The sequence below is a fragment of the Microbispora sitophila genome (assembly GCF_014892245.1).
Classification (GTDB): domain Bacteria; phylum Actinomycetota; class Actinomycetes; order Streptosporangiales; family Streptosporangiaceae; genus Microbispora; species Microbispora siamensis.
Map to the genome: position 1 here is coordinate 154,789 of NZ_JADBGC010000020.1, position 16,979 is coordinate 171,767.

General features: G+C 72.4%; 14 protein-coding genes and 1 pseudogene. 9 read left to right on the forward strand and 6 right to left on the reverse strand.

Features of this window, described 5'->3' with window-relative positions:
* Positions 1-72 precede the first annotated feature (72 nt).
* The 3 genes from sucC (at position 73) to IL992_RS32150 (ending at position 3,978) form a co-directional block, all read left to right on the forward strand.
* Positions 73-1,254, forward strand: coding sequence for an ADP-forming succinate--CoA ligase subunit beta (gene sucC, locus IL992_RS32140; RefSeq protein WP_193207078.1), 1,182 nt, complete (start codon positions 73-75; stop codon positions 1,252-1,254).
* The gene (sucD, locus tag IL992_RS32145; RefSeq protein ID WP_079318281.1) at positions 1,254-2,129 is read left to right on the forward strand and encodes a succinate--CoA ligase subunit alpha; all 876 of its coding nucleotides are present in this window, start codon (positions 1,254-1,256) and stop codon (positions 2,127-2,129) included. The genes sucC and sucD overlap by 1 nt, the downstream gene beginning before the upstream one ends.
* A gap of 187 nt (positions 2,130-2,316) precedes the next feature.
* The gene (locus IL992_RS32150; protein WP_193207079.1) at positions 2,317-3,978 is read left to right on the forward strand and encodes a cell division protein PerM; all 1,662 of its coding nucleotides are present in this window, start codon (positions 2,317-2,319) and stop codon (positions 3,976-3,978) included.
* On the opposite strand, the gene IL992_RS32155 is transcribed toward IL992_RS32150, so the two are convergent.
* The 4 genes from IL992_RS32155 to IL992_RS32170 form a co-directional block, all read right to left on the reverse strand.
* On the reverse strand, positions 3,957-4,352 hold the full coding sequence (locus IL992_RS32155; RefSeq protein ID WP_193207080.1) for a MerR family transcriptional regulator: 396 nt from the start codon (positions 4,350-4,352) through the stop codon (positions 3,957-3,959). The two genes, IL992_RS32150 and IL992_RS32155, sit on opposite strands and share 22 nt — an antisense overlap.
* A gap of 18 nt (positions 4,353-4,370) precedes the next feature.
* A complete protein-coding gene (locus IL992_RS32160; protein WP_193207081.1) occupies positions 4,371-5,402 on the reverse strand; it encodes an MDR family NADP-dependent oxidoreductase in 1,032 nt (343 codons plus the stop codon).
* 111 nt (positions 5,403-5,513) lie between these two features.
* Positions 5,514-6,947 (reverse strand): APC family permease, encoded by a 1,434-nt coding sequence (locus IL992_RS32165; RefSeq protein WP_193207082.1) that lies wholly within the window; start codon positions 6,945-6,947, stop codon positions 5,514-5,516.
* 121 nt (positions 6,948-7,068) lie between these two features.
* Positions 7,069-8,166, reverse strand: coding sequence for an alcohol dehydrogenase catalytic domain-containing protein (locus IL992_RS32170; RefSeq protein ID WP_193207083.1), 1,098 nt, complete (start codon positions 8,164-8,166; stop codon positions 7,069-7,071).
* A 226-nt stretch (positions 8,167-8,392) separates the two neighbouring features.
* On the opposite strand from IL992_RS32170, the gene IL992_RS32175 reads away from it, so the two are divergent.
* Positions 8,393-9,868 (forward strand): PucR family transcriptional regulator, encoded by a 1,476-nt coding sequence (locus IL992_RS32175; RefSeq protein ID WP_193207084.1) that lies wholly within the window; start codon positions 8,393-8,395, stop codon positions 9,866-9,868.
* Between the two features lies 1 nt (position 9,869).
* Here IL992_RS32175 and IL992_RS32180 read toward each other — a convergent pair whose 3' ends face one another.
* The gene (locus IL992_RS32180) at positions 9,870-10,274 is read right to left on the reverse strand and encodes a hypothetical protein (RefSeq protein WP_193207085.1); all 405 of its coding nucleotides are present in this window, start codon (positions 10,272-10,274) and stop codon (positions 9,870-9,872) included.
* Between the two features lie 167 nt (positions 10,275-10,441).
* Here IL992_RS32180 and purN point away from each other — a divergent pair, with 167 nt between their 5' ends.
* The 4 genes from purN (at position 10,442) to IL992_RS32200 (ending at position 13,813) form a co-directional block, all read left to right on the forward strand.
* Positions 10,442-11,098, forward strand: a complete 657-nt coding sequence (gene purN / locus IL992_RS32185; RefSeq protein ID WP_193207109.1) for a phosphoribosylglycinamide formyltransferase — start codon at positions 10,442-10,444, stop codon at positions 11,096-11,098.
* Entirely contained in the window at positions 11,095-12,636 is a 1,542-nt protein-coding gene (gene purH / locus IL992_RS32190) for a bifunctional phosphoribosylaminoimidazolecarboxamide formyltransferase/IMP cyclohydrolase (protein WP_193207086.1), read from the forward strand. The genes purN and purH overlap by 4 nt, the downstream gene beginning before the upstream one ends.
* 143 nt (positions 12,637-12,779) lie before the next feature.
* Entirely contained in the window at positions 12,780-12,929 is a 150-nt protein-coding gene (locus IL992_RS32195; RefSeq protein WP_193207112.1) for a hypothetical protein, read from the forward strand.
* 38 nt (positions 12,930-12,967) lie between these two features.
* On the forward strand, positions 12,968-13,813 hold the full coding sequence (locus IL992_RS32200; RefSeq protein WP_193207087.1) for a bifunctional methylenetetrahydrofolate dehydrogenase/methenyltetrahydrofolate cyclohydrolase: 846 nt from the start codon (positions 12,968-12,970) through the stop codon (positions 13,811-13,813).
* Positions 13,814-13,877: 64 nt separating this feature from the next.
* On the opposite strand, the gene IL992_RS32205 is transcribed toward IL992_RS32200, so the two are convergent.
* On the reverse strand, positions 13,878-15,125 hold the full coding sequence (locus IL992_RS32205; RefSeq protein ID WP_319018962.1) for an alpha/beta hydrolase: 1,248 nt from the start codon (positions 15,123-15,125) through the stop codon (positions 13,878-13,880).
* Positions 15,126-15,272: 147 nt separating this feature from the next.
* Between IL992_RS32205 and IL992_RS32210 the strand changes: the two are divergent.
* Positions 15,273-16,904, forward strand: a pseudogene (locus IL992_RS32210) (phosphatidylglycerol lysyltransferase domain-containing protein); the annotation flags it as partial.
* Between the last annotated feature and the right edge of the window lie 75 nt (positions 16,905-16,979).

Below are 16,979 nucleotides of genomic sequence, written 5' to 3' on the forward strand. Positions count from 1 at the left end.
TAGGCTTCATGCGCGGAAACGCCGGGCGGGACGACGGCGCCCGGCCTCGGACATCAAAAGGGACGGACCCTCGTGGACCTGTTCGAACATCAGGCGAAGGAGCTCTTCGCGGAGTACGGCATCCCGGTGCCGCGCGGAATCGTCGCGCACACCGCGGAGGAGGCGCGGGCGGCTGCCGAGCAGCTCACCGGACGCGTTGTCGTCAAGGCCCAGGTCAAGACCGGCGGGCGCGGCAAGGCCGGCGGCGTGAAGGTGGCCGACGACGCCGCCGACGCGCACGCGAAGGCGACGCAGATCCTCGGCATGGACATCAAGGGCCACACGGTCCACAAGGTCCTGATCGAGGAGGCCAGCCAGATCGCGGAGGAGTACTACTTCTCCTTCCTTCTCGACCGTGCCAACCGCACGTTCCTCGCCATCTGCTCCGCCTCCGGCGGAATGGACATCGAGGAAGTCGCGCACACCGCGCCGGAGAAGGTGGCGAAGGTGCCGGTCAGCCCGCTGACGGGTGTCGACCGCGCCAGGGCCCGCGAGATCGCGGTGGCCGGTGGCCTGCCGCAGCAGGCGCTGGACGGCGCGGCCGAGCTGATCGAGAAGCTCTGGGCCGTCTTCGTGGACGAGGACGCCTCGCTCGTCGAGGTCAACCCGATGATCCTGTCGGCCGACGGCCAGGTGAAGGCGCTCGACGGCAAGGTCACCCTCGACGACAACGCGAACTTCCGCCAGGCGGAGCACTCCGCGTACGTCGACAAGGCCGCGGAGGACCCGCTGGAGGCCCGGGCCAAGGAGAAGCACCTCAACTACGTCAAGCTCGACGGCAACGTCGGCATCATCGGCAACGGCGCGGGCCTGGTCATGTCCACGCTCGACGTCGTGGCGTACGCGGGCGAGGAGTTCCCCGGCCAGCCCAAGCCGGCCAACTTCCTCGACATCGGCGGCGGCGCCTCGGCCGAGGTCATGGCGAACGGCCTGGAGATCATCCTGTCCGACCCGTCGGTGAAGTCGGTCTTCGTGAACGTCTTCGGCGGCATCACCGCCTGCGACGCGGTCGCCAACGGCATCGTCTCGGCCTTCAAGCTCCTGGAGAGCCGGGGCGAGGAAGTGACCCACCCGCTGGTCGTCCGCCTGGACGGCAACAACGCCGCCCTGGGGCGGCAGATCCTGGCCGACGCCGCGCTGCCGCGGGTCGAGCTGGTCGACACCATGGACGAAGCGGCCAAGCGCGCCGCAGAGCTCGCCGCGGTAGGTGCGTAATGGCTATCTGGCTCACCGAGAACAGCAAGATCATCGTTCAGGGCATGACCGGTGGTGAGGGCACCAAGCACACCCGTCGCATGCTCGCCGCCGGCGTCAAGGTCGTGGGCGGCGTGAACGCCCGCAAGGCCGGCATCACCCACGAGGGCCTGCCGGTCTTCGGCACCGTCAAGGAGGCCATGGAGCAGACGGGCGCCGACGTGTCCGTCGTCTTCGTGCCCCCGGCCGCCACCAAGGCCGCCGTCCGCGAGGCCATCGACGCCGAGATCCCGCTGTGCGTGGTCATCACCGAGGGCGTGCCGGTCCACGACACGACCGAGTTCTGGGCGTACGCCGTCTCCAAGGGCAACAAGACCCGCATCATCGGCCCGAACTGCCCCGGCATCGCCTCGCCCGGCGCCTCCAACGCGGGCATCATCCCGGCCGACATCACCACCAAGGGCCGCGTCGGCCTGGTGTCGAAGTCCGGCACGCTGACCTACCAGCTCATGTACGAGCTGCGCGACATCGGCTTCTCCACCTGCGTCGGCATCGGCGGCGACCCGGTCATCGGCACGACGCACATCGACGCCCTCCAGGCGTTCCAGGAGGACCCGGAGACCGACGCGATCGTGATGATCGGCGAGATCGGCGGCGACGCCGAGGAGCGCGCCGCGGCCTACATCGACGAGCACGTGACCAAGCCGGTCGTCGCCTACGTCGCCGGGTTCACCGCGCCCGAGGGCAAGACCATGGGTCACGCCGGCGCGATCGTGTCCGGCTCCGCCGGCACCGCCCAGGCCAAGAAGGAGGCCCTGGAGAAGGTCGGCGTCCGCGTCGGCCGCACCCCCAGCGAGACCGCCCGCCTGATGCGCGAGATCATGTCCAGCCGCTGATCGCGACGCATCGACTGTCGTCCGCGACCTTGGTCGTGTCCCGTGCGCTCCCACCGCCGCGGTGGTGGGAGCGCAAGGTCGTGGTCGTTTTCCGGCCCGGCCGGTACGCGTGCCGATGCGTCCGGATTGCGTACTCCTCGGCGTGGCGACGTGGAGGGAGGCCGCGGGGCTGGGATGATGCGGTAGCGTGACGGGCCTTCTCGATCAGTTCAGGACCGCTCCCCGGGCCGTGCTCGGCCGCATGGGCGGCGGCGACGACGAGGAGACCCGCCGTCCGCTCCCCGTCTCCGGCATGCTGGCCGCGGTCGGGACGCTCGGCGTCGGCCTCGCCGTGCTCACCACGCTCACGCTCATCGGCTGGATGGCCGCGCCCCGCGGGCCGTTCGGAGAGGGCCTGCCCGGCGTCTTCCGTACGGCCTGCCAGCTCTGGCTCGCCGCCCACCACGCCGGTTTCGCGATCCCCGGCGGCCGGGTGGGCCTGCTGCCCATCGGGCTGATGATCCTGCCGGGGGCGCTGCTCTACCGGGCCGGCCTGTGGATGGCGCGGGACGCCGACCTGCGAGTGCGGATGCCGGCCCGGCTGCCCAAGGGCACCCCGCGCGACCTCGAGAACGCCCGGCGCCGCGCCCAGCTCGTGCTCATCGCCCAGGCCGGCATCTCGCTGGCCGCGCCGTACGCGCTGCTCGCCGGGGTGATCGCCCTGGTCTCCGGCAACGAGATCATGCAGCCGTTCCTGGGGGAGGCGCTGGTCAGCCACCTGCTGCTGGCCTTCGTCACCGGGTCGGTGGCCACGGCCCGCACGATCGGGCCCTGGCGGTCGATGCTGCGCCTGCTGCCCGAGCGGCCGCGGTCGCTCGTGGCCGGCACGGCCGTCGCGACCTCGCTGATGCTCGTGGCCGGGGCCGTGCTGGTGCTCGGGGCCGTGGTGGTCAACTTCGCCAGGATCCAGCAGATGTCGGAGGTCCTCAGCCCCGGAGTGGTCGGCGGTTTGCTGCTCCTGCTCCTGGAGGTCCTCTACTTCTTCAACGCCGTCATCTGGGGCATGGCGTACATCTCGGGGCCCGGTTTCGCGGTGGGCGCGGGGACGCTGGTCGCGCCCACCGGGGTCAAGCTGAGCGCGGTGCCCATGCTGCCGCTGCTGGGCGCCCTGCCGTCGTCCGGCGCCGCGCCCACCTGGGTCATGGCCGTGATCGCGGTGCCGTTCGCGGCCGGGGCGGTCGCCGGCGTGGTGACGGCCCGCGTCGCGCCGACCCCGTCGATCGAGGCCGCGCCGCTGTGGGGGTTCGTCTGCGGGATCACCTCCGGCCTCGTCGCGGGAACGCTCGCCGCGCTGTCGGGCGGCCCGCTCGGCGGGGCGGGCCTGGCCGCGGTGGGGCCGTCGCCCTGGGAGGTGGCGCTGTCGGTCACGCTCGAGGTCGGCGTGGCCGCCGGCATCTCGGCCGGCATCGCCAACTGGTGGCTGATCTCCCGGCGGCCGGCCACCCCGCCCGAGCCGGTGCGGAAGGCCGGCGCCGTGATCGCCAAGGCGGCCGGGCGGGTGCGGCCCGCCCGCGGCGCCCACCTGCCGGGCCACTGGCTGGACGCCACCGAGGCGGATACCCAGCCGATCCCGGTCATCAGGGACGACTGGACCGACGAGCACGCCGCGGCGGCGGCGGAGACCTTCGACGACATGGGCGCGCGGCGGGCCGGGGCCACCCCGCGAATCCCCGATGTCCCGCGCACACCGGCCGCGAAGCGCCGTGCCCCGAGCCCCCCGCCGAAGCCGCGCAAGGACATCGTGGACGAGACCGACGACCGCGGGGGTCACGTCATCTACGTCGATCCCTACGCCTGGGACCGCGACTGATCCGTCCCGGGCCGCTCGGCGACGGCCGAGGCGAGGCGGTCCCGCAGGTCCGTCAGGCGGGCGATCTCCGCGTCCAGGGTGGCGATCCGGCGTTGCACGACACCGCTGCCACCGGAGCAGCCGGGGCCGCCGTACGGCGGCAGGGTGTCGCCCTCGAGCAGGTCCAGGCGGTCGGCGCAGCGGGCGACGTCCTCGATGGTCAGGCCGAGGGCGAGCAACTGGCGCACCAGGCGGATGCGGGCGATGTCCCGCGGGCCGTACTCCCGTTGGCCTGATGACGTGCGCGGGGGCGGCAGGAGCAATCCGCGCTGCTCGTACAGGCGCAACGCGCGTGGCGTGGTCCCGGCCGCCGCCGCGGCGTCGCCGATCCGCATGAGACCTCCCGGCTGTACTCAGACTTCTATGACGACCGTTCCCACATGCCGTCCCTCGAACAACTCACGCAACGCCCGCGGCGCGCTTTCGATGCCCGTGATCCGCGTGTGCGGGAAGGCGATGGCGCCCGAGCGGAGCCAGGCGCCGAAGCGCTCCGTCCACTCCGCGTGGGTCTCGTCGTCGACGCCGGTGAGGCCGCGCAGCGTGATGTTCTTGGCGATGAGCTGGAAGGCGTCCAGCTCCACCGGGGCCGTCGTGCCGCCGGACGCGGCCGACAGCTGCGTGGCCAGGGTGCCGACCACGACGAGGCGGGCACCGGGCCGCGCCGCGGCGACCGCGGCCTGGAGCTGCTCGCCGCCGACGGTGTCCACGACCACGTCCACGCCGTCGGGCGCCGCCTCGGCCAGCCGCCCGACGATCGGGCTCCCGTCGCGGAGCACCACCGCGTCGTAGCCGAGCTCGGCGACCATGCGCTCGGCCTTCGCCGGTGAGCCGGTGGTGCCGATCACGCGGGCCGCGCCCAGCAGCCGGGCGATCTGGCCGGTGAGCGACCCGACGCCGCCGGCGCCGCCGGTGACGAGCACCGTCTCGCCCGCGCGCAGGCGGGCGATCCGGGTCAGGGCGGCGTACGCGGTGGCGCCCGACGCGAGGTGCGCGGCCGGGTCGGGCAGGGCGTCGCCCAGCGGCGCGGACACGGGGACCACGGCGTACTCACGCCAGCCCTGGAAGTGCGCGACCAGGTCGCCCGGCCGCAGACCGCTGTCCGCCGTGCCCTTGACGAAGGGGGCCGTGACGACCTCGCCGACGGCGGGGCCGAACAGCGTGTCCCCGGGCCGAAGCGGGGGGAAGGGCGTGCCCGGCACGCCTCCGGCGATCAGCGTGCGCAGCGAGGGGAAGACCTGGAACCAGCGGTTGCGCACCAGGACCTCACCGGCCCCCGGCACGGGCAACGGGACCTCGGCCACGGTCAGGTGCTCGGGGCCGGGAAGGCCGGACGGAACCTCGGCGAGCCGGATCTCCCGTGCGGCGCGGGGCGGGGTTTGGGGCATGGGGAACTCCCACGGTGTCGGAAAGGGACCGCTCGTGCGGCACAGCCCGCACGGCCCCGCGACGCTAACCCCTGACCCGCGCGTCAAAGGCAAGCGGGCACGGCGTGGTCGTCAGGCCATCTCGGCGAAGTCGGTCTCGGTCGTGCCGATGGTCTGGACGACCGACGGCCGGGCCGCGCGGAGGTAGCCGTACCAGACGAGGGCCACGGCGACGGTGACGAGGAAGGCGAGGACCACGAAGTTCAGCGGCCAGGCCGGCCACGGCACGACATTGACGTAGAAGACGTACGCCATGCCCACCACCGAGACGATCACGCAGGGCCAGATGAGCGGGATCCGCGCTCGCTCCCGGCGCAGGAAGATCGGCGCGGCGAGCGCGACGACGGCGTAGGCCACCATGTAGCCGTACGTGCCGTAGGTGTCGACGTTGACGACGATCTCCATGCCGTCCATGCCGAGCGCGAAGAGCAGCGCGGTCAGCGCGACGGCGATCGGCGCGACCGCGAGGATCGCCCGATGCGGGGTCTGCTGGGTCCGGTGGGTCCGACCGAGGGAGGCGGGCAGCACGCCCTCCTTGCCCATGACGAAGACGATGCGGCCGATCACGTTGATCGGGGCGACCACGACGGCGAAGAACGACGCCGTGACGCCGAGGCTGAGCACCGGGCGGAACCAGCCGGGCATACCGACGGCCACCGCGAGCTCGTCCAGCGGGTTGCCGCTTGTGCCCAGGTCGCCCAGCGCGCGGTAGCCCGCGACCTGCGTGTAGGAGGCGAAGATGTAAAGCAGGCCGACGCCCGCGGCGCTCCACATGATGGCCCGGGGGATCGCCTTGAACGGGTTGCGTGCCTCGCGGCCGAGGGCGTCGGAGCTGGAGAAGCCGACGAACCCGAGGATCGCCAGCACCATACCCACCGCGATGCCGTGCGGCGTGGCGCCGTCGAGGGTGAGCTGGCTGCTGTCGAAGATCGGCCCGTCCCCGGCGAACAGCACGATGACCAGCATCGCCGTGATGATCGTGATGGAGATGACCTCCAGGATGAGCGAGATGCGCGCCGACATCCGGATGCCCCACACGGTGAACAGCGTGGCGAGGCCGCCGATCACCACCGCGAGCACGACGTTCCACAGCGTGTTGTGGATCGTCAGCCCGACCCCGTCCAGGAAGGCGTTGAAGTGGTAGACGGCGCCGGCGAGGGAGCCGGACGCGATGCCGAAACAGCCGATGATCAGTGTGATGCCGGTGACGTACGCGCCGAGCGGGCCGAGCCCCTGGGCGGCGTAGTTGTACAGCGAGCCGGCCGAGGCCCGGCGCTTGGCGAACTGGGAGATGCAGTAGCCGACGGCGAGGATGACCACGGTGGCGAGGGTGAACGACAGCCAGGACGCGTTGCCGGCGCTGGCGAAGATTCCGGCCACGGAGAAGGCGATGACGGCACTCGGGGCGATGTTGGCGATGGCCTGGGCGACGACCTCGCCGCCCGACATCGCCCCGCGCCGCAGCCCGTGCCCGTCTTGCCGGTGGGGGGCGGTGGTCTGTGTCATGCGGGGTTTTCCTTGTACGAACGGGGCCTTGGCGGGCCGAGGCGGGGACGGGTGGCGGGGGCCCGGATCCGCGGCGGCGGATCCGGGCAGGGATGACGGGAGACGCGTCTCGGGGAGGCTGTCAGGGGACGAGCAGGGTGCGCAGCGCCTCGCCGCTGGCCAGGGCGTCCAGGGCGTGGCCGGCCTCGTCGAGCGTCGTGCGCCTGCTGACGAGCTGGTCGAGCTGCAGGTGGCCGTCCATGTAGCGGTCGACCAGCGCCGGGATGTCGATCGCCGGGCGGACGCTTCCGTAGTTGGACCCGAGGATCCGCTGGTCGGCCTCCGCCAGGACGAGCGGGTCGAAGCGCGCGAGCGTGCCCTTGGGCGGCAGGCCCACGGCCACCGCCGCACCGCCCAGGCCGAGCATCTGGATGGCCGACTCCAGCGTGGCCTGGTGGCCGACCGCGTCGAAGGCGTAGTCGACGCCGTCCGGCAGGAGGTCGCGCAGCGCCTCGGGAGTGGTCGCGTCGGCGCCGGAGAGTTGGTCGGTGGCCCCGAGCGTCATCGCGAGCGCCGTCTTCTCGGCGCGGGTGTCGATCGCGACGATCCGTTCGGCTCCGGCGAGCTTGGCGCCCTGGACGACGGAGAGCCCGACCCCGCCGCAGCCGATGACCGCGACCGTGCTGCCGGGCAGGACGGCGGCCGTGTTGGTCACCGCGCCGACACCGGTGGCCACCGCGCAACCGACCAGGGCCACGGTGTCCAGCGGGGCGTCCTCGCGGATCTTGACGGCTCCGGAGGCCGGGACCACGGCCTCCTCGGCGAAGGAGGAGACCCCAAGGTAGTGGTAGACGGTCTCCCCGTTCCGGCTCAGCCTGCTGGTGCCGTCCTGGAGGACCCCTCCGGGCGCGACCACGGTCGCCGCGAGCTGGCAGCGCGCCTCGTGCCCGGACCGGCAGTACCGGCACCGCCCGCACGGGGCGACCCAGGACAGGACCACGTGGTCGCCCTCCGCGAGGCTGGTCACCCCCGGGCCGAGCTCGGTCACCACGCCGGAACCCTCGTGCCCCATCACCAGGGGGAGCGGGACATCCCATTCGCCGCGGCGTACGTGCAGGTCCGAGCCGCAGACTCCGGCGGCGGCGATCCTCACACGGACCTCGCCCGGCCCCGGAGGGGCGAGCTCCACCCGCTCGACCCGGACGGGCCGGTCGGCGGATTCGAATACCGCGGCGCGCATACTGCTCCCTTCCTCGGCCCGGGAACAGCCCTGCCGTCACCCGGTGTTACTGAAACAGGTTCAGGCTAGGAACGCGGGCCTCGCCGCGGCAGCTGGCCAAATGTCCATCCACCTGCGCTCGGTGCGCCGATCCGATACTTCGCGCCCCTGGCGCGGCCGTGTCACGGTGACACGGCGTCAGTTCGGCGACGGGGACGTCGCGCGATCCGGAGAGGGGAGACGCCGGATGCTGGAGACGGCGGGCGACGTCGCGCAGCGGTTCCGGCTGCGCGTGCCGACCGGGACGACGGGCCTGGACCGCCCCATCCGCTGGACGCACATATCCGAGCTGGCGGATCCGACCCCCTGGCTGCGCGGCGGCGAGATGCTCCTCACCCTCGGCCTGGAACTGGACACGCCCGACGATCTGGCGGCGTACGCCGCGAGGTTGGGCAAGGCGGGCGTCGCCGCGCTCGGCTTCGGAATCGGGGTGCGCCACCCGTCCGTCCCGCCGGCGCTGGTCGAAGGCGCCGGGGAGCACGGCCTGGCCGTGCTGGAGATCCCCAGCGCCGTGGCGTTCCAGGACATCACCTACCACGTCAACGCCGACCTGCTGCGTACCGGAGCCGCGGAGGCGCGGCTGATCGCCGAGGGGGTGTCCAGCATGACGATGGTGGCGCGGAGCGCCGGGGCGCAGGGGGTCGTGGCCACGCTCGCCGCGCGCATCGAGAGCTGGGCCGTACTGATGGACCGGCACGGGAAGATCCACGCGGCCGTGGGCGCCGCGCGGGTGCACATCGACGACGCCCGGGCCGCGGCGCTCGGCCAGCGCTCCCGCATCCGGCATCCCGCCCTGACCGTGTACGGCGTGGGCGACCCGGTCCGGCCCCGAGCCCACCTCGTGGTCGCGCCCCGCCCGGACCGGATCACGCTGACCCGGGAGCTGGCGCAGCACGCCGCGCTCCTGCTCGACCTCGCCCTCAATCCCTTGAGCGGTGGCGACACCTGGGGCCTGGCCCGGGCCGACGCGGTGGACGCGCTGATGTCGGGCGACCCGGCGCTCGTCGCCCGGGTGTCGGCCCGGTGGAACCTGCTCGCCGGGAACGTCGCCGTCGCGCTGCTGCGCTCGCGGTCGCGCGCCGTCCCCCTGGAGGACAACGTGCTGGAGTGGTGCGCGGAGCTGGATCTGCCCCCACTGGTCAGCTCGGAGTCGTCGCTGGTCACCGTGCTGCTGCCGGAGGACGAGCTGGGCCGGTGGACCGCGCGGGTGTCCGACGCGGTCGAGCGGGAAGGCGTTCCCGCGCGGTGTGGCATCGGCACCCCGCAGCCGCCGGTCTCCAGCCTGCACAGCCGGCGGCAGGCCGAGCAGGCGCTCGCGGTGGCAGTGGCGGACGCCCGTCCCGTGGTCGAGTTCGCCGGGCTGCCGACCCAGCGACTGATCCTTCAGCACCTCGACCCGGCCGCGCGCGCGGCGCTCACCTCGCCGCTCCTGCCGCTGCTGGACAACGACGCCACCCTGGTCCTGCTCCGCTCGCTGCGGGTCTTCCTGAGCGAGAACAGCAGCTGGGAGGCGGCGTCCTCGCAGCTCGGCATCCACCGGCACACGCTGCGCCAGCGTATGGCGCGGGTGGAGGAGCTGACCGGCCTGTCCGTCTCCGTCACCGAGGACCGCGTCATCGCCTGGCTCGCGCTCCAGGCGCTCCAGCTCGGCGACGCTCAGTAGGTCAGGCGGGGGCGGGGACGCCGGTCGGCCAGGCCACGCCCATCTTCCGCTCGAACGCCCGCATCAGCTGGTCGGAGCACTCCTGCTGGGCCGCCACCGTGCCCGCGCCCTTGCGGCACTCGTTGTACGCGTTGAGCTCGTCCGAGAAGTAGAGCTGGAATCCCGTGGTCACGATCCCCAGGACGAACGCGAGCGACGAGAGCACGACGGCCCCGGTCGCCATCCCGATCCCGCGCCGTTCGCGGTTGAGCAGGCGCAGGTCGCGGATCGCGATGACGATCGCGAAAAGCGACAGCGCCAGCCCGGCCGCCGGCAGCATCAGCGTGAAGACCAGCGCCATGATGGCGAGCACGAGAGCCCTGCGACCTCCGGTCGCAGGGGTCGGCGTCTGTAGGGGTGTTGTCACGGTCTCCTCGCCTCGCGTTCCGCATAGCCCGTCGTCAGTCGTGATGGCCGGCGCCCGATACGCTTTAGCTGCGTCGAGGGACGGCCCTCCACGCTCGACCACTCTCTAAGGAACCATCTCCCGGCAATCACCTGCAAAACGAAGGCAGCTCACGAAGGAGTTCCGCTCTGTCCTTCCGGCTCGTCGTCCTCGTCTCGGGTTCGGGGACCAACCTGCAAGCGCTGCTGGACGCGGCGGCAGACGACGCGTTCGGCGCGACCGTCGTCGCGGTCGGGGCCGACCGCACCGGCATCGAGGGCCTGGCCCGGGCCGAGCGCGCCGGCGTCCCCACGTTCGTCGAGAGGGTGGGCGACCACCCCACCCGGGAGGAATGGGACGAGAGGCTGGCCGGGCGCATCGCCGAGCACAAGCCCGACCTGGTGGTCTCCGCCGGGTTCATGAAGATCCTCGGCCCCCGGGTGCTGGGCGCGTTCCCCGTCGTCAACACCCATCCGGCGCTGCTGCCCGCCTTCCCCGGCGCGCACGCCGTGCGCGACGCCCTCGCCTACGGCGTCCGCGTCACCGGCTGCACGGTCCACCTCGTCGACGCCGGCGTGGACACGGGCCCGGTGATCGCCCAGGAGGCGGTGCCCGTACGGGAGGGGGACGACGAGGAGTCGCTGCACGAGCGCATCAAGACCGTCGAGCGACGCCTCCTCGTGGAGACGGTGGGCCGCATGGCCCGCGAGGGCTGGACCCTGACCGGGCGGACCGTGCGCCTGGGAACGGGACGAGTCGCAGGACAGGCCGCAGAAGGCCCGACACCAGGAAGGATCACGAAGTGACCCGCATCGCCATCCGCCGTGCGCTGATCACCGTTTACGACAAGACGGGTCTCGAAGACCTGGCGCGGGGGCTCGAGGCCGCGGGCGTGGAGATCGTGTCGACCGGCGGCACCGCCGCCGCGATCGCCTCCTACGGCGTGCCGGTCACCAAGGTGGAGTCGCTCACCGGATTCCCCGAGTGCCTGGACGGACGGGTCAAGACCCTCCACCCGCGGGTCCACGCCGGGCTGCTCGCCGACGGCGCCAACCCCTCCCACGTGAAGCAGCTGGAGGAGCTGGAGATCGAGCCCTTCCAGCTCGCGGTGGTGAACCTGTATCCGTTCGCCGCCACGGTCGCCTCCGGCGCCTCCGACGCCGAGTGCGTCGAGCAGATCGACATCGGCGGCCCCGCGATGATCCGCGCCGCCGCCAAGAACCACGGCACGGTGGCCGTGGTCGTCGACCCCGCGGCGTACGGCGAGGTGCTCGCCGCGGTCGCCGAGGGCGGCTTCACGCTGACCGAGCGCAGGAGGCTGGCCGCCACGGCGTACGCGCACACCGCCGCCTACGACGTCGCGGTCGCGTCCTGGTTCGCCAATGTGTACGCGCCGGAGGGCGACTGGCCGTCCTTCATGGGCGCGGCGTGGAAGCGCAAGGCCGCCCTGCGGTACGGCGAGAACCCGCACCAGGGCGCCGCGCTCTACACCGGCGGCAAGGACGGCCTGGCCAACGCCGAGCAGCTCCACGGCAAGGAGATGTCCTACAACAACTACGTGGACGCCGACGCCGCCTGGCGGGCCGCCTGGGACTTCGCCGAGCCGTGCGTGGCCATCATCAAGCACGCCAACCCCTGCGGCATCGCGGTGGGCGCCGACGTCGTCGAGGCGCACCGCAAGGCGCACGAGTGCGACCCGGTCTCCGCGTACGGCGGGGTGATCGCGGTCAACCGCGAGGTGACCCGCGAGCTGGCCGAGCAGATCGCGCCGATCTTCACGGAGGTCGTGGTCGCACCGTCGTTCGCGGCGGACGCGCTCGAGGTGCTCAGGGAGAAGAAGAACATCCGCCTGCTCGCCTGCCCGCAGGGGCCGTCGAACGCCGCGGAGTTCCGCCGCATCGACGGTGGCCTGCTCGTGCAGACGGTGGACCGGGTGGACGCGCCCGGCGACGACCCGTCCACGTGGGAGCTCAAGGCCGGCGAGGCGGCCTCGCCCGAGGTGCTGGCCGACCTGGCCTTCGCGTGGCGGGCCTGCCGTTCGGTGAAGTCCAACGCGATCCTGCTCGCCTCCGGCGGGGCGACGGTCGGCGTCGGCATGGGCCAGGTCAACCGGGTCGACTCGGCCCGGCTGGCGGTCTCCCGGGCCGGCGAGCGCGCGGCCGGGTCGGTCGGCGCCTCCGACGCGTACTTCCCGTTCCCCGACGGGCTGCAGGTGCTGGCCGACGCCGGGGTGAAGGCGATCGTCGAGCCGGGCGGTTCGATCCGCGACGAGTTGGTCATCGAGGCCGCCAAGGAGGCGGGCATCACGCTCTACTTCACCGGCACGCGGCACTTCTTCCACTGATCGAGAAGACCGACGTACCGCCACGGAGGGGCGTCTGTTGGGATGGATGGGGTGAAAACGGCACGATCACCCCTATGGGGCGGTTAGCCTGAAGCGCCCACCCCATCCTCCCCCGGAGTCCCTCCATGCCCCTTGATACGATCATGAGCTCCTTCGCGACGATGAGCGGCGTGTGGAACAGCCCCATCGCGCTGCTGCCCATCGCCGCGCTGGCCGCCTACTTCGGCTGGCGGATCGTGGAGTTCATCCCCTTCACCCGGCGGATCATCGAGCGTCGCGAGGGGGGACAGTAGAGCATCCGGTAGGACCATCCGGAAGGACAGGGAGAGCCATGACCGCGCGGCTTCTGGACGGCAAGGCGACCGCCGCCAAGATCAAGAGTGAGCTGGCGGAGCGGGTGAAGGCCCTGGCGGCCCGAGGTGTCACCCCCGGCCTGGGCACGATCCTGGTCGGCGACGACCCGGGCAGCCAGATCTACGTCGCGGGCAAGCACCGCGACTGCGCCGAGGTCGGCATCACCTCCATCCGCAAGGACCTTCCGGAAAGCGCCACCCAGGCGGACGTGGAGGCCGCGGTCGACGAGCTCAACGCCGACCCGGCCTGCACGGGCTACATCGTCCAGTTGCCGCTGCCGCGCCACCTGGACACCCAGGCGCTCATCGAGCGCATGGACCCGGCCAAGGACGCCGACGGCCTCCACCCGGTCAACCTGGGCAGGCTCGTCCACATGGTCGACGCCCCGCTGCCGTGCACCCCGCGCGGCATCGTGGTCCTCCTCCAGGAGTACGGCGTGCCGCTCAAGGGAGCCGAGGTCGTCGTGGTCGGCCGGGGCATCACCGTGGGCCGTCCGCTGGGCCTGCTGCTCACCCGCCGCACGGAGAACGCCACCGTCACGCTCTGCCACACCGGCACCCAGGACCTGGCGTCCCACGTGCGCCGGGCGGACGTCGTGGTCGCCGCGGCCGGGGTGCCCCACCTCGTGACCGCCGACATGGTCAAGCCCGGCGCGGCCGTGCTCGATGTGGGCGTCTCCCGCGTCGACGGGAAGCTCACCGGCGACGTGGCCCCCGACGTACGCGAGGTCGCGGGCTTCGTCGCCCCCAACCCCGGCGGGGTGGGGCCGATGACCCGGGCCATGCTGCTGGCCAACGTCGTCGAGGCCGCCGAGCGGGGCTGATCCACCGCCCTCACTCAGCCGCCGGCCGCGAACAGGCGGGCACCGGCACGTTCCTCTCGCCGGCCTACCGCTTCTTCGCGACCTTGTGCCGGGGCGCGTGATGGCCGGGGCGAGGCCGCCGAGCGAGGCGCAGGGGCGCTTCGCGGGCGAGGCGCCTGGGACCCTCCGTGCTCGCGGGCGGGGACGGTGGCTGCGCGGGCGCGTGCAGTTGCTGGGCGAGCCAGGGCAGGGCCTGGGGAAGCTCCCTGTTCCAGGTGGCGAAGTTATGGCCCCCGCTCGGCAGGATCAGCGAGGACGCCCGCATGGGCGGCTTCACGGCCGCCAGGAATTGCTCGGTCGCCTGGTAGTTCGACTCGCCCTGACGACTGCTGGTCACCAGCACCGACACCGGAGGGGCCGGCAGGTTGGCCAGCCGCCACATCAGGTCGTTCTCGTCCTGGAGCCGCCGGTTCCCGCCGAACAGGTCGCCCGTCGTCATGTCCATGAGGGCGTGGAAGTACCCGGACAGGGACACCGCGGCCGAGAACGCCTCGGGGTGCCGCATGGTCAGCTTGAGCGCGCAGTAGCCCCCGGTCGATCCGCCGAGAATGCCCCAGTTCGCGGCTTCGGTGCCGACCCGGAACGCCGCGGCCATCGCGTGCGGCACGTCCGAGGTGAAGTACGTCTCGACCTGCGGGCCGCCCGGCACGTCCACGCACTCGGTGTCCCTGGGCGGTGCGACGGTGGGGCGCATGAGGACCAGGACGGTCGGGCCGATCTCGTGGGCGAGGATCGAGGTCGCCGTGAGCGTGGGCAGGTCGAGCCGGGTGACCAGGTTCTCCGCGTCGCCCGGATAGCCGGTCAGCCCGAGGATCACGGGGAAGCGCCGCCCGGCGTACTTCTTGTCGAAATACTGTGGCGGCAGGTACACGTACGCCGGCGAGCTCAGCCCGGTCCTGGCCCCGGTGATCGTCACCTGCTCCAGGCGACCCGCGGGCAGGCCGGCCTTCGGCCTGGTGACCTCGACCGGTCTGCTGCCGAGCACCCGGACGAGGCCCGCCCCGCCGGCCGCCGTGCCCGCCATACCCGCCGTACCCGCCGTGATCGCCGGCGCGTCGGCCGCGTTCGTGCCCAGCAGGTCTCCCCACGAGCCGAAGAACCCGAAGTACGCGTTGATCACGACGGCCACCGCGAGCAGCAGCAGGGTCTGGTCCGCGACCAGCACGCCCACCCGTGCGGCGATCGAGCGCCAGGACGGCCCGCTCAGCCGGGGCCACAGCCAGACCGTCGCGACCAGCCCGCCGAGGGCGAGCACGACGAACAGGACCTGCACTTTTGTCGCTGTCAGTTCCAACCCCGGCCTCTTCCTGCGTCCCCCGTGGCGTCGGCCCATGTAAAAGTACTCGACAGACGTAAGGCCGGGGTTAAGGATGGGAATCTTGGCCCCGGAAGTGGATATCACCATTTAAGGTCTGCTTCCGTGAGCCGTCGGACAGAGACTTCCCGGAGGGGAATAGCGCGTCCATGGATTCCGGCAGCGGCAGCGTACTCCGCCCTGATGATCGGGATTCTGGACATCGTCAAAGGCGTGTTCCCGCGTTTCCGGGACAGTCGGATCAGCGAGATCGCGAGCGTCCTGCCGGGTAGCGTCACCTCGCTCGCCCTGTCGGCGTCGCTGGTGGTGGGAATCCTGCTGATCATGCTGGCCCACGCTCTCAGGAGGCGCAAGGTCCGGGCCTGGCGTGCGGTCGTGGTGCTGCTGCCGGTGGGCACCGCGCTGGAGGGGCTGCGCTGGCGGCACCCGATCGCCGCGTCGGTGTCGCTGCTCCTGTTCGTGGTGCTGCTGGTCAACAAGCGGGAGTTCTACGCCCTGTCCGACCCGCGCTCGCGCTGGCGGGCGCTGTGGAACCTGCTGGCGCTCGGCGCGTTCGACGTGGTGCTCGGCTGGGTCATCGTCGACTCGCACCCCAGGGCCGTCGTCGGCGACCCGGGCTTCGGCGACCGGACGCAGCACGTCCTGCTCGGCCTTGTCGGCCTGGACGGCCCGGTGGCGTACACCTCCGACCGCGTCGCCGACCTGGTGTCCTTCTCGCTCGCCGGGCTCGGCGTGCTCACCGCCGTGACCACGATCTACCTCGCCCTGCGGCCGGAACGACCGGCCGCCGCGCTCACCGAGGACGACGAGGAGCGCCTGCGCGGGTTGCTCGACCGGTACGGCCGGCAGGACTCGCTCGGATACTTCGCGCTCCGGCGGGACAAGAGCGTGATCTTCTCGCCCAGCGGCAAGGCCGCCGTGGCCTACCGTGTCGTGGCCGGGGTGATGCTGGCCAGCGGCGATCCGATCGGCGACCCCGAGGCGTGGCCCGGCGCGATCAGGCGTTTCCTGGAGGAGGCCAGGCGGCACGCGTGGGTCCCGGCCGTCATCGGGTGCAGCGAGACCGCCGGCGAGGTGTGGACCAGGGAGGGCGACCTGGACGCCCTGGAGATCGGCGACGAGGCCGTCGTCGAGGTGGCCGGGTTCACGCTGGAGGGCCGGGCCATGCGCAACGTGCGTCAGATGGTCAAGCGGGTGGAGCGGCTCGGTTACACCTGCCAGGTGCGGCGGGCCGGCGACCTGAGCGAGGCGGAGCGCGAGCGCATCCGCACCGCGGCCGACCACTGGCGCGGCACCGAGACCGAGCGCGGTTTCTCCATGGCGCTCGGCCGGTTCGGCGACCCCGCCGACGCCGACTGCCTCGTGGTGACGGCGCACCGGGCGGCGGCACCGCAGGGTGACGACCAGTCGGGCGGGGACATCCGGGCCGTCCTGCACTTCGTGCCCTGGGGGCGCGACGGCATCTCGCTCGACCTCATGCGCCGGGACCGCGAGGCCGATCCGGGGCTGAACGAACTGCTGATCGTCCGGGCGCTGCAGGCCGCGCCGGACTTCGGCGTGACCAGGGTGTCGCTGAACTTCGCGATGTTCCGCTCCGCGCTGGCGCGGGGGGAGCGGCTGGGCGCGGGGCCCGTGCTGCGGGCCTGGCGCGGCATCCTCGTCTTCCTGTCCCGCTGGTTCCAGATCGAGTCGTTGTACCGCTTCAACGCCAAGTTCAGGCCCTTGTGGGAGCCGCGCTTCCTGGTCTACCCGAACACCCGCGACCTGCCGCGCATCGGCGTCTCCGCGCTCCAGGCGGAGGCGTTCCTCACG